The sequence below is a fragment of the Kitasatospora cheerisanensis KCTC 2395 genome (assembly GCF_000696185.1).
GTDB classification, from domain to species: domain Bacteria; phylum Actinomycetota; class Actinomycetes; order Streptomycetales; family Streptomycetaceae; genus Kitasatospora; species Kitasatospora cheerisanensis.
In genome coordinates this window covers 4,459,668-4,471,703 of sequence record NZ_KK853997.1, presented here as the reverse complement: position 1 = coordinate 4,471,703, position 12,036 = coordinate 4,459,668, and the positions used below count along the sequence as shown (strand labels likewise).

General features: G+C 73.7%; 11 protein-coding genes and 1 pseudogene. 2 read left to right on the top strand and 10 right to left on the bottom strand.

The window, feature by feature from the left end:
- Positions 1–27: 27 nt before the first annotated feature.
- From folE to dacB, 6 genes and pseudogenes are all read right to left on the bottom strand, one after another.
- Positions 28–633 (bottom strand): GTP cyclohydrolase I FolE, encoded by a 606-nt coding sequence (gene folE, locus KCH_RS20405; RefSeq protein WP_035864926.1) that lies wholly within the window; start codon positions 631–633, stop codon positions 28–30.
- 110 nt (positions 634–743) lie between these two features.
- Positions 744–2,786 (bottom strand): ATP-dependent zinc metalloprotease FtsH, encoded by a 2,043-nt coding sequence (gene ftsH, locus KCH_RS20400; RefSeq protein WP_035864924.1) that lies wholly within the window; start codon positions 2,784–2,786, stop codon positions 744–746.
- 221 nt (positions 2,787–3,007) lie between these two features.
- Entirely contained in the window at positions 3,008–3,562 is a 555-nt protein-coding gene (gene hpt / locus KCH_RS20395) for a hypoxanthine phosphoribosyltransferase (RefSeq protein WP_035864922.1), read from the bottom strand.
- A 63-nt stretch (positions 3,563–3,625) separates the two neighbouring features.
- A pseudogene (tilS, locus tag KCH_RS20390) lies at positions 3,626–4,766 on the bottom strand (tRNA lysidine(34) synthetase TilS).
- A 232-nt stretch (positions 4,767–4,998) separates the two neighbouring features.
- Positions 4,999–6,153: a zinc-dependent metalloprotease gene (locus tag KCH_RS20385; RefSeq protein ID WP_084223786.1), complete on the bottom strand. Its 1,155-nt coding sequence runs from the start codon at positions 6,151–6,153 to the stop codon at positions 4,999–5,001.
- Positions 6,154–6,256: 103 nt separating this feature from the next.
- Complete coding sequence (gene dacB, locus KCH_RS20380; RefSeq protein ID WP_167574085.1) at positions 6,257–7,714, bottom strand: D-alanyl-D-alanine carboxypeptidase/D-alanyl-D-alanine endopeptidase; 1,458 nt, start codon at positions 7,712–7,714, stop codon at positions 6,257–6,259.
- 136 nt (positions 7,715–7,850) lie between these two features.
- Here dacB and KCH_RS20375 point away from each other — a divergent pair, with 136 nt between their 5' ends.
- Entirely contained in the window at positions 7,851–8,342 is a 492-nt protein-coding gene (locus tag KCH_RS20375; protein WP_035864919.1) for an inorganic diphosphatase, read from the top strand.
- A gap of 93 nt (positions 8,343–8,435) precedes the next feature.
- Here KCH_RS20375 and KCH_RS20370 read toward each other — a convergent pair whose 3' ends face one another.
- The 3 genes from KCH_RS20370 to KCH_RS20360 all read right to left on the bottom strand — a co-directional run bounded on the left by KCH_RS20370 (position 8,436) and on the right by KCH_RS20360 (position 10,286).
- Positions 8,436–8,660 (bottom strand): dodecin, encoded by a 225-nt coding sequence (locus tag KCH_RS20370; protein ID WP_035864917.1) that lies wholly within the window; start codon positions 8,658–8,660, stop codon positions 8,436–8,438.
- Between the two features lie 98 nt (positions 8,661–8,758).
- Positions 8,759–9,709 carry an asparaginase gene (locus tag KCH_RS20365; protein ID WP_035864915.1) on the bottom strand — a complete coding sequence of 317 codons (951 nt, stop codon included), beginning with the start codon at positions 9,707–9,709 and terminating at the stop codon, positions 8,759–8,761.
- 58 nt (positions 9,710–9,767) lie between these two features.
- Positions 9,768–10,286 carry an RsiG family protein gene (locus KCH_RS20360; RefSeq protein ID WP_035864903.1) on the bottom strand — a complete coding sequence of 173 codons (519 nt, stop codon included), beginning with the start codon at positions 10,284–10,286 and terminating at the stop codon, positions 9,768–9,770.
- Positions 10,287–10,631: 345 nt separating this feature from the next.
- Between KCH_RS20360 and dtd the strand changes: the two genes are divergently transcribed.
- Complete coding sequence (dtd, locus tag KCH_RS20355) at positions 10,632–11,063, top strand: D-aminoacyl-tRNA deacylase (protein WP_035872970.1); 432 nt, start codon at positions 10,632–10,634, stop codon at positions 11,061–11,063.
- A 7-nt stretch (positions 11,064–11,070) separates the two neighbouring features.
- On the opposite strand, the gene ygfZ is transcribed toward dtd, so the two are convergent.
- A complete protein-coding gene (ygfZ, locus tag KCH_RS20350; protein WP_035864898.1) occupies positions 11,071–12,027 on the bottom strand; it encodes a CAF17-like 4Fe-4S cluster assembly/insertion protein YgfZ in 957 nt (318 codons plus the stop codon).
- Positions 12,028–12,036 lie beyond the last annotated feature (9 nt).

Here is a 12,036-nt window from a genome sequence, read left to right as displayed (position 1 = left end):
GGCGCCGGACGGCCACCCGGCAGTGCCTCATCGCCCGATGATGAGGCTCATCGCCTCGGCCCGGGTGGCCGGGTCCCGCAGCTGGCCGCGCACCGCCGAGGTGACGGTGGTGGCGCCGGGCTTGCGGATGCCGCGCATCGACATGCACATGTGCTCGCACTCGATCACCACGATGGCGCCGCGCGGCTCCAGGATCCGCATCAGCGCGTCCGCGACCTGGCTGGTGAGGCGCTCCTGCACCTGCGGGCGGCGGGCGTACACGTCGACCAGCCGGGCCAGCTTGGACAGGCCGGTGATCTTGCCGCTCACGGACGGGATGTAGCCGACGTGCGCGACGCCGCGGAACGGGACCAGGTGGTGCTCGCAGGTGGAGTACACCTCGATGTCCTTGACCAGCACCATCTCGTCGTGGCCGAGGTCGAAGGTGGTGGTGAGCACGTCCTCCGGCTGCTGCCACAGGCCCGCGAATATCTCGCGGTAGGCGCGCGCGACCCGGGCCGGGGTCTCCAGCAGGCCCTCGCGGTCCGGGTCCTCGCCGACGGCGATGAGCAGCTCGCGGACGGCGTTCTCGGCCCGCTTCTGGTCGAACTCGCCGACGGGGGGCTCACCGTCGAGCGTCACCGGATCGATCATGCGTGCCTCGCTGCTCGTCAGAGGGAAAGGTTCCGTGCAGCACGAATGCCGCGCCTCCAGGGTACAAACCCCGGAAACGCGGCATCCATTCCGAACAGGTGTCCGGTCGATCAGCCCTCGACCTGGCCGCCGTCGGCCGGCGGCAGCTTCACGACGTCGACCGGGCTGTCGGTGCCGGAGACGGCGCCGTTGGTCAGCGCCAGCTCCTTCGGCGACTGCACCGGCGGCCGGGTGGACGGGGTGCGGCGGGACGAGCCGGTCCACGCCGGACGCGGGGGACGCTTGATGACCGGAGCGAAGACCTCGGCGATCTGCTCCTTGTTCAGCGTCTCCTTCTCCAGCAGTTCGAGGACCAGGTTGTCGAGCACGTCGCGGTTCTCGACCAGGATCTCCCAGGCCTCGTTGTGCGCGGTCTCGATCAGCTTCTTGACCTCCTCGTCCACCAGCCCGGCGACCTCTTCCGAGTAGTCGCGCTGGTGGGCCATCTCGCGGCCCAGGAAGGGCTCGGAGTCGGAGGAGCCGAACTTGATCGCGCCGAGGCGCTCGCTCATGCCGTACTGGGTGACCATGGCCCGCGCGGTGGCGGTGGCCTTCTCGATGTCGTTCGAGGCGCCGGTGGTCGGGTCGTGGAAGACCAGTTCCTCCGCCGCCCGGCCGCCCAGCATGTAGGCGAGCTGGTCGAGCATCTCGTTACGGGTGGTCGAGTACTTGTCCTCGTCCGGCAGCACCATGGTGTAGCCGAGCGCGCGGCCCCGGGACAGGATGGTGATCTTGTGCACCGGGTCGGAGTAGTTGCAGGCCGCCGCGACCAGGGCGTGACCGCCCTCGTGGTACGCGGTGATCTTCTTCTCCTTGTCGGACATGATCCGCGAACGCTTCTGCGGACCGGCCACGACGCGGTCGATCGCCTCGTCCAGCACCTGGTTGTCGATCAGCTTCTTGTCGGTGCGCGCGGTGAGCAGCGCCGCCTCGTTCAGCACGTTCGACAGGTCCGCGCCGGTGAAGCCGGGGGTGCGCTTGGCGACGGCCGACAGGTCGACGTCCGGCGCGATCGGCTTGCCCTTCTGGTGCACCTTGAGGATGTCCAGCCGGCCCTGGAGGTCCGGGCGGTCGACGGCGATCTGCCGGTCGAAGCGGCCGGGGCGCAGCAGCGCCGGGTCCAGGATGTCGGGGCGGTTGGTGGCGGCGATCAGGATGACGCCGCCCTTGACGTCGAAGCCGTCCATCTCGACCAGCAGCTGGTTGAGGGTCTGCTCGCGCTCGTCGTGGCCGCCGCCGAGGCCCGCACCGCGGTGCCGGCCGACGGCGTCGATCTCGTCGACGAAGATGATCGCCGGGGCGTTGGCCTTGGCCTGCTCGAACAGGTCGCGGACGCGGCTGGCGCCGACGCCGACGAACATCTCGACGAAGTCGGAGCCGGAGATCGAGTAGAACGGGACGCCCGCCTCGCCCGCGACGGCGCGGGCCAGCAGGGTCTTGCCGGTGCCGGGCGGGCCGTACAGCAGCACGCCCTTGGGGATCTTGGCGCCGACGGCCTGGAACTTGGCCGGCTCCTGCAGGAACTCCTTGATCTCGTGGAGCTCCTCGACGGCCTCGTCCGCGCCCGCGACGTCGGAGAAGGTGGTCTTCGGGGTGTCCTTGGTGAGCAGCTTGGCCTTGGACTTGCCGAACTGCATGACCCTGGAGCCGCCGCCCTGCATCTGATTCATCAGGAACAGGAAGACCACCACGATGATCACGATCGGCAGCATCGAGAAGAGCAGGCTGACGAAGGTCGACTGCTTCTCGGGGCTGACGGTGTAACCGTCGGCGATCTGACCGGCGGAGTACCGGTCCTGGAGCTTCTTGGCCAGGTCGGCGGCCTGCTGGTCGCCGGTGTAGGAGGCCTGGAACCGGGTGCCGGACGGCGACTTGCCGTTGGCGCCCGCCTTCAGCTTCTGGCCGTCCTGCAGCTGGATCTTGATGAGGTTCGAGTCACCGGTGGTGAGCTGCGCCGACTTCACCTGGTTGTTGTCGATCGCGCTGATGATCTGACCGGTGTCCGCTGTCTTGTAGCCGCTCGAGTCCGAGACGAGCTCCATCAACGCGAACACGGCGAGGGCGGCCAGCACGACCCACATGATCGGCGCACGGAAGTATCGCTTGACGTCCATCCATGCGGGGCGTCACCGCCCCGTCCCTCCTGCCATTCAACGGGCGCTGGTCGGCCGTCGGCCGCGGCGCTTCCGATATGTGCTCGTCAGACGAGCGGTTGATTGGACCGTACCGCAGCGCCCCCCGCTCACGACGGGATCACACCACGGTGCGGCCTATTTTCCTACCCCCGCACAACGGGTGGGAACAGTGCCCTGTTCCCACCCGTCGCCCGAACGGTTCAGCCCCCGTAGACGTGCGGCGCCAGCGTGCCGATGAACGGCAGGTTGCGCAGCTTCTCCGCGTAGTCCAGGCCGTAGCCGACCACGAACTCGTTGGGGATGTCGAAGCCCACGTACTCGACGTCGATCTCGACCTTGGCGGCGTCCGGCTTGCGCAGCAGGGTGCACACCTTCAGCGAGGCCGGGCCGCGCGAACCGAGGTTGCCGAGCAGCCAGGACAGGGTCAGGCCGGAGTCGATGATGTCCTCGACGATCAGCACGTCACGGCCGGCGATGTCGGTGTCCAGGTCCTTCAGGATGCGCACCACGCCCGAGGACTTGGTGCCCATGCCGTACGAGGACACGGCCATCCAGTCCATGGTCACCTGGCTGTGCAGGGCCCGGGCCAGGTCGGCCATCACCATCACGGCGCCCTTGAGGACGCCGACCAGCAGGAGGTCCTTCCCCGCGTAGTCCTGGTCGATCCGCGCGGCCAGCTCCACCAGCTTGGCGTCGATCTCGTCCTTGCTGATGAGCACCTTCGCGAGGTCTGCGCCCATGTCGTTCTGGTCCACCGGGGATACGTCCTCAAACGTTCGGGGTCTGGGTTCGGCGGCGGCGGTACGACTGGTTCGTGCTCAGTCGCCCTGCCGCCGAAACACCAGCGTGCCACACCGGCGCACGGCTTCGACGCCCCCGGGTAGGTGCAGCGGGCCCTGGCCGCGCCAGCCGGTGACCAGCGAGTCCACGGTTTCCAGGTGCCGGGCGAACAGGTCGCCGGCCGGGGAGCCCGCGCGCAGGGCGGCGCGGCGGAGCACCCGGCGGCGCACGGCGGGGGGCAGTTCGGAGAGCTTGCCCACGTCGAGCGCGCCGTCGGGGGCGCGCAGGTCGCGCTCGGCGAGGGCGGCCCACTGGTCGAGCGCGTCGGCGTCGTCGCGGAACAGCCGGGCGGTGCGGGCCAGCGCCTCGACCACGCCGCCGCCGAGGTGCTTCTCCAGCACCGGCAGCACCTCGTGGCGGACCCGGGAGCGGGTGTAGGCCGGATCGGTGTTGTGCGGGTCGTCCCAGACCGGGATGGACTGCGCGGTGCAGGCCTGCCGGGTGGCGGCGCGGTCGAGCTCCAGCAGCGGGCGGCGGTAGCGGCCCTTCTGCGCGGGCATCCCGGCCAGCGAGCGGGCGCCGGAGCCGCGGGCCAGGCCGAGCAGCACGGTCTCCGCCTGGTCGTCGCGGGTGTGGCCGAGCAGCACGGCGAGCGCGCGGTGCCGTTCGGCGGCGGAGTCCAGCGCGGCGTAGCGGGCCTCCCGGGCGGCGTTCTCCGGGCCGCCCTCGCGGCCGACCCGGACGGCGACCGCCTCGACCGGGTCCAGGCCGAGCTCGCGCAGCCGGACGGCGACCTGTTCGGCGCGTTCGGCGGAGCCGTCCTGCAGGCCGTGGTCGACGGTGACGGCGCCGACCCGCAGGCCGAGCTTGGGGGCCTCGAAGGCGGTGGCGGTGGCCAGCGCCATCGAGTCGGCGCCGCCGGAGACCGCGACCAGCACCAGCGGGAGCCGGGGGCGGCCGGGGTGCGGGGCAGGCCGGAGGGGTGGCGGCGGGCGTTGCCGATCAGCGTGCCCGGCACCGTGGCGGTGGTGGCCAGCGCGGGCAGCGGGGAGGCCTGGGCGGGGGTCCGGTGCGGGCGCGGACCGGGCCGCCGGGACTGACGCCGGCCTCGGCGGCGAGCTCGGCGAGGGTACGGCGGACGGCGAGGCGTATCGCCGCGACAGCGGGGTGTGGGCCCATGGTTGGCACTCCTTGGCGGAGGGGGGTACGGGACCGCCTGTCAGCTCTCTGTCACCAGGCGCTCACAGATGGTCGCAGAATCCGGCCACCGCCCACGCCACCCGCGCCAACGGCGGATCCACGGTCCCACGTACGGGTGAATGGTGAAACGTTACGGCTGCCGCCAGGTGTACGACTCGCGCGGTTGACCGTCCACCGGGGTCCGCGAACGACGCCCGCCCGGTGTCCGGGCTCAGCCGACCACCCGGGCCACCCAGGACGCCGGGTCGTGGATCTCCTCCTTGGTGGGCAGCGTGTTCGGCGACGTCCACACCCGGTTGAAGCCGTCCATCCCGGCCCGCTCCACCACGCCGCGGACGAACACCGCGCCGTCCTGGTACTGGCGCAGCTTGGCGTCCATGCCGAGCATCCGGCGCAGCACCAGGTCGAGCCGGCCGCTGCCGCGGTCGCGGCGGCGCTGGAACTTCTCCCGGATCTCCGCCACCGACGGCACCACGGCCGGGCCGACGCCGTCCATCACCACGTCGGCGTGGCCCTCCAGCAGCGACATCACGGCGGTCAGCCGGGACAGGATCTCCCGCTGCGCCGGCGTCTGCACCAGGTCGGTGAGGCTGCCCGCGGCAGAGCCGTTGCCGCGGCCGCCGAAGCCCGGCAGGCCGCCGAGCGCCTCGCGCAGCCGGTCCAGCAGCGCCGACGGGTCGACGTCGGTCTGCGCCAGGAACTCCTGCACCTCGGACTGGATGTGGTCGCGCAGCCAGGGCACGGCGGTGAACTGGGTCCGGTGGGTCTCCTCGTGCAGGCACACCCAGAGCCGGAAGTCGTGCGGGGCGACGTCGAGTTCGCGCTCCACCTGGACGATGTTCGGCGCCACCAGCAGCAGCCGCCCGGGCACCGCGGTCAGGCCGCGGCGCGGCTGGTCGAACAGGCCCTCGGGGCTGTCCGGGGCGGTGGGCAGCTGGGCCGGGGCGAAGGTCTCGTACTGGCCCAGCACCTTCGCCGACAGGAACGCCAGCACCGCGCCGACCTCCACGCCGGTGGCCTTGGCGCCCATCGAGCCGACCGCCGCCGAGCCGGGGCCGTCCGGGCGGCGGGCCGCCAGCCGGTCCGTCAGCGGGCGGACCACGGTGCGGAAGCCCGCCACGTTGGCCCGCACCCAGCCGGGCCGGTCGACCACCAGGACGGGGGTGCCGGGGGTGTCCTCGCCGGTCCCCATCCGGGTGAACTCGCGCACGTGCCGCTCGGCCTCGACGGCGTGCCGGCGGAGCTCGGAGACCACCGTCCGGGCCTCCTCGCGGCCGATCCGGGGCCCGGGCCGGGCGAGGCGCACCGCGGTCGCCGCCGCGAGATCCCAGTCGACCATCTCCGCACCGCTGTTCGCGCTCGTCATGCCCTCACGGTACGTGCTCGCCCCCGCCCGGGGGGAGACGGGCGCAGCGGCCCGCCCGCCCCCGGTCGGCCCGTTGACGCCCGGTCAGCGGGCCGACGCGGAGTCAGCAGCCGCAGGCGGCGATCTTCGCGACGATCCGGTCGACGGCGGCGCGGGCCGTGTCGGGGAGCGCGCCGGTGCGGCTCATCAGGGCGAACACCAGTACCCGGCCGTCGGCGTCGACCACGGTGCCGGCCAGCGTGTTGACGTTCGACAGCGAGCCGGTCTTGGCGCGCACGATGCCGGCCGCCTCGCCGGCCCCGGACCTGGCGCCGTACCGGCCGGCCAGGGTGCCGGTGAAGCCCGCGATCGGCAGGCCGGTGATCACCGGGCGCAGTTCCGGGTGCTGCGGGGAGCCGGCCGCGGACAGCAGCTTCACCAGGGTGACCGGCGGGATCAGGTTGGCCGAGGCCAGGCCGCTGCCGTCGGTGAGCACCACCCCGGCGGTCGGCAGCCCGAGCTTCGTGAGTTCGGCGGTGACGGCGGCGGCCGCGCCGTCGAAGCTCGCGGGCTGCTTGGCGGCGAGCGCGACCTGGCGGGCGACCGCCTCGGCGAGCTGGTTGTCGGAGGTGGTGAGCATCCGCTCCACCAGCCGTCCGATCTCCGGCGACTCCACCCGGGCCAGCTCGGTCGCCCCGGCGGGGGCGCCGGCCTGGCCGGCCTTCTGCGGGACGGTGACGCCCTCGGCCTTCAGGAGGGCCGTGAAGGCCTCGGCGGCCTGCCCGGCCGGGTCGGGCACCCGGTCCGGGGCCTCCTTCGCGGACCGCGGGTCGACCCGGCCCTCGTCGACCATCAGCGGGGTGATCGCGGCGATGTTCGTCCCGTCGTGCTCCCTGTGCAGCACCGGGCCGCCGTACAGCGAGGTGTCGTACGAGAGCTTGACGGTGGTGGTGCCGGCGGCCTTCAGCGCGGCGGCGGTGCGCCGGGCCAGGTCGATCAGCGAGGCGGGTGCGCTCTCCTGGTCCACCGGGGCGCCGCCGATCCGGACCTGGTCGACCGGCAGCCCCGTCAGCGTGGGGTCGCCGCCGCCGACCAGGGTGATCTCGCCGGGGGCGCCCTGCACCACCGTGGTGGCGATCCGGTGGCCGGCCGGCAGCAGGGCCAGCGCGGCGACGGCGGTGGCCAGCTTGGTGGTGGAGGCGGGCGTGGCCGGGGTGTTCTCGTTCGCCCCGGCCAGGAGCTCGCCGGTGGCGGCGTCCGCGACCGCGTAGTTCAGCGTGCCCAGCGACCTGTCCTGCACGGTGGTGCCGAGTGCGGTGCGCAGCCCGTTGCCGGTCGGCACCCGGCTGTCCGCGGCGCCGCCGGCCGGCAGCACCGGGCCCTTGACCGGCACCGCGCGGTGCCGGTTGCCGCGGCGGTCCTGCTGGCCGGCCTTGCCGTGTTCGTCCTGGCCCTGCCCGTCACCCCCCGGGTGGTGTCCGTCGTCGGCGCGCCTGCCGTGCCCGTCCGAGCGGCTGGCTCCCGGCGACGGCTGCGCCAGCGCCGGATCGGCGACCGTCAGCACCCCCGCTGCCAGCGCCACCCCCAGGACCCCGACGAGCGCCGTTCTGCGCCCGCGCCCCACCCCTGTCCCTGATCTCACCGACCGGCCCCTTTCCCGAGCACTCACTGTCGTAGGAGACACTTGGATTCTGTCAGTCCGAACCTTGGAGGAACCGTTGGAGTTCGACGTCCTGATCGAGATCCCGAAGGGCTCGCGCAACAAGTACGAGGTCGACCATGAGTCCGGTCGCCTCCGCCTGGACCGCATGCTCTTCACCTCGACCCGCTACCCGGCCGACTACGGCTACGTCGAGGGCACCCTCGCGGACGACGGCGACCCGCTGGACGCCCTGGTCATCCTGGACGAGCCGACCTTCCCCGGCTGCCTGATCAAGTGCCGCGCCATCGGCATGTTCCACATGACCGACGAGGCCGGCGGCGACGACAAGCTGCTGTGCGTCCCGGCGACCGACCCGCGCTGGTCGCACCTGCAGGACCTGCAGGACGTGTCGGAGTTCGACCGCCTGGAGATCCAGCACTTCTTCGAGGTCTACAAGGACCTGGAGCCCGGCAAGTCCGTCCAGGGCGCCGACTGGGTCGGCCGCGCCGAGGCCGAGGCCGAGATCACCGCCTCGATCAAGCGCCTCCAGGAGCAGGGCGGCCACTGAGCCGCCGCGCCCCGCGGGGCGTCGCCGAAGCACCCGTGCGAGGGGCGGGAGTCCGATCCGGACTCCCGCCCCTCGCACGTTCCCGGCGGCCGGTCAGCCGCCGTTGCCGTTGTCGTCGAGCCGGAAGCCGACCTTCAGGCCGACCTGGAAGTGCTTGACCGCCCCGTCCTCGATGTGGCCGCGGACCTGGACCACCTCGAACCAGTCCAGGTTCCGCAGCGTGCGGTCGGCGCGGGCGATGCCGTTGCGGATGGCGGCGTCGACGCCCTCGTGCGAGGAGCCGACGATCTCGGTGACCCGGTAGGTGTGGTCGGTCATGGCAAGTACTCCCTGGTGCGGCGGTGGCGGGCGCTCCCCCGCCGTCCACCGTGCACCAGCGGGCCGGGGCGGGCATCCCGGCATCGCCCGACGGGGCGTCAGAACGCCGCGCGGACCTCGCCGACCACCTGGCCGCCGCCGTGCAGCGGGGCGGCCGCGATCCGGTCCAGCACCGGGTCCTCGACGCCCAGCCGGCGCAGCGCGGCGGCCAGCACCGGGCCGCGGGCGCGCTCCGCGCCGTCCTCGATCTTGAAGGCCAGGGCCCGGCCGTCGGGCAGCGCGACCACCTGGACGGCCTCGGCGCCCATCTTGGACAGCGCCCCGGGCACCGCCCGCATCAGCCAGGTGTCGGCCCGGCGGGTGCCGGCCACGTACTCGGGGTGGGCGCGCATCGCGTCGGCGACCCGGCGCTGCTCGGTGCCCGGCCCGGCCAGCACCAGGGCGCGGTAGCCGCGGGCCAGGCCGGTCAGCGAGACGGCCAGCAGCGGGGCGCCGCAGCCGTCGGTGCCGGTGTGCGCGGCGCGCTCGCCGGTGCCCTCCTCCAGCGCGGTGCGGGCCAGGCGCTGGATCGGGTGCTCGGGGTCGAGGTAGCTCTCCAGGTCCCAGCCGTTGGCGGCGCAGGCGGCCAGCCAGCCGGCGTGCTTGCCGGAGCAGTCCATCAGGATCGGCTCCCGCTGCCCGCCGGAGCGCAGCAGCTCCTCCGCCTCGACCTCGTCCAGCGGCAGGTCGGCGGGGGTGCGCAGGGCGGCCTCGGTGAGGCCGGCGTCGGTGAGGATCCGGCGGACCGCGGCCCGGTGGAAGGGCTCGGCGGAGTGGCTGGAGGCGGCCAGGGCGAGCTGCTCGCCGTGCAGCTCCAGGCCGGCCCGGAGGGTGGCGACCGCCTGGAACGGCTTGGCGGTGGAACGCGGAAAGACCGGCTGCTCGGGGGCGCCGAGCGCGAACGCGACGGCGCCGTCGGCGTCGAGCAGGACCAGCGAACCGCGGTGGCGGCCCTCGGTGAAGCCGGAGCGTATGACCTCGGCGAGGGCGGGCAGGGCGGACTGCGACACGGGTGGGTCTCCAGGGCGTGCGGTGAGGGTGGGCGGGCCCCGACCGCGTTCCGCCCGCTCAGCTGCCGCCGAGCAGGTCCTCGACCCGGGCCTCCCCCTCACGGTACCTGCGGGTGATCTCCGCCCCGCAGTCGTCCGCGGTGCGCTGCAGGGCCTGGCGGCGGCCGGACACCTCGCGCTCGTGCTCGGCCAGCCGTTCGGCGGCGGCCAGCAGGTCGGCGGTGGCGTGCGCGCCGAGGTCGGCCAGCTGGACGTCGCCCATCAGGGCGTCCGCCTCCAGCCGGTAGCGCTCGCCGCGCGGCGGGCCGAGGGTCAGGTGCCGGGCCGGGCGGCGGGTGGCGGACGGGGTGTCCGCCAGGATCGCGGGCAGCCGGTCGAGCAGCTCGCCCTGCGCCTCGCCGGCGACCGCCAGCGGGATCTCCCGGCGCTGCAGTTCGGCCCGCAGGATGTCCAGCCGGCCGTGCAGCAGGCGGCGCAGGTACGACAGGTCGGCCTCCTGCTCCAGGGCGTCCCGGCGCAGCACCCGCAGCTCCTCCAGGGCCAGGCCGGCCAGCCCGTCGAGCGCGCTCACGTCCATCAATCCGACCACCTGCCGTAGTACCAGGGCCCGCCGATCGCACGGGCCGCCCGCCACCAGGGTTCCCGGCGTCGGGCGGTGCCACTCGTGCGGGTGACGCGGTTCGCCGGGACGGCGGAGCCCCCTCGGGCCCGGATGGCCCCGGGCCGTCGGACAGCGTGCCACCCCGGGCCCCGGGCCCGCACGCCCGAGTACCCGAACGGCCCCCTGGCGAACACCCCTGGCTAGTACGAAGAATCCGCGCCATGGGCTCACCTGCACCGATCGGGGCGCATCACGTGCGACCCCGGCGTGCAACCCGAGGGCACGCGCCCCCCAGGTGGACGTGCGGGCACAATGGGCGGCATGCGAGCAGTGGTGCAACGGGTCGCCGAGGCGGCCGTGACGGTGGACGGCGAGACGGTCGGCGCGATCGAGGGCCCCGGCCTGTGCGTCCTGGTCGGCGCCACCCACGAGGACACTCCGGCGCAGGCCGCCCAGCTGGCCCGCAAGCTGTGGACGCTGCGGCTGTTCCCGGGCAGCCCCGAGCAGTCCTGCTCGGAGCTCGGCGCCCCGCTGCTGGTGATCAGCCAGTTCACCCTGTACGGCGACGCCCGCAAGGGCCGCCGCCCCACCTGGAACGCCGCCGCCCCCGGCCCGGTCGCCGAACCGCTGGTGGACGCCGTGGTGGCCGAACTCCGCGCGCTGGGCGCGAAGGTCGAGACCGGGCGGTTCGGCGCCGACATGAAGGTGTCGCTGGTGAACGACGGGCCGTTCACCGTGCTGCTGGAGGTCTGAGCGGGCCTCAGGCCGGGACGATCACGTCCTGGCTGCCGGGCACGCCGTCGGCCAGCAGCACCGCGTCCACCGGGGTGTTCCGCTTGACCAGGGCCAGCGCGACCGGGCCCAGCTCGTGGTGGCGGGCCGCGGAGGTGACGAAGCCGACCGGCCGATCCTGGCCCTCGACCCGGACCTCGGCGCCGTGCGCGGGCAGCTTCTCCTCGGTGCCGTCCAGGTGCAGGAAGACCAGGCGGCGCGGCGGGCGGCCCAGGTTGTGCACCCGGGCGACCGTCTCCTGGCCGCGGTAGCAGCCCTTGTTCAGGTGCACCGCGCTGCCCAGCCAGTCCACCTCGTGCGGGATGGTGCGGTGGTCGGTCTCGAAGCCGAGGCGCGGCCGGTGCCCCTCGATCCGCAGCGCCTCGTACGCCCACACGCCGGCGGCGGGGCCGAACTCCGCGACGGCCTCGGCGAGTTCCGCGCGCGGCACGAACAGGTCGCGGCCCCACGGGAGTTCGCGGACGGCGGCGGCCCGGTCGGCGGGGGTGGTGGAGCCGGCCGGCAGGAACACCACCGCGTAGTCGGCGGTGGCGTCGGCGACCTCGGCCCGGTTCCAGAACTTCATCGACTCCAGGTACGCCACCAGCGCGGGCGCGGTGCCGGGCTCCACGTGGATCCAGGTCGTCTCCCCGTCGTCGACCAGGTAGAGCGCGTGCTCGACGTGCCCGTGCGGGGACAGCACCAGCGCCTCGGTGGCCTGCTGCGGCGGCAGTTCGCTGACGTGCTGGGTGAGCAGCAGGTGCAGCCAGCTCAGCCGGTCCGGGCCGGTGACGGTGACCACGCCGCGGTGCGACAGGTCGGTGAAGCCGCGCCCCGCGGCCAGCTCCCGCTGCTCGCGGAACAGGTCGCCGTAGTGGGCGGCGACCCCCTCGTCGGGACCTTCGGCGGCGACGGCGCCGGGCAGCGCAAGCAGCGGGCTCTTCATACCGGCCAG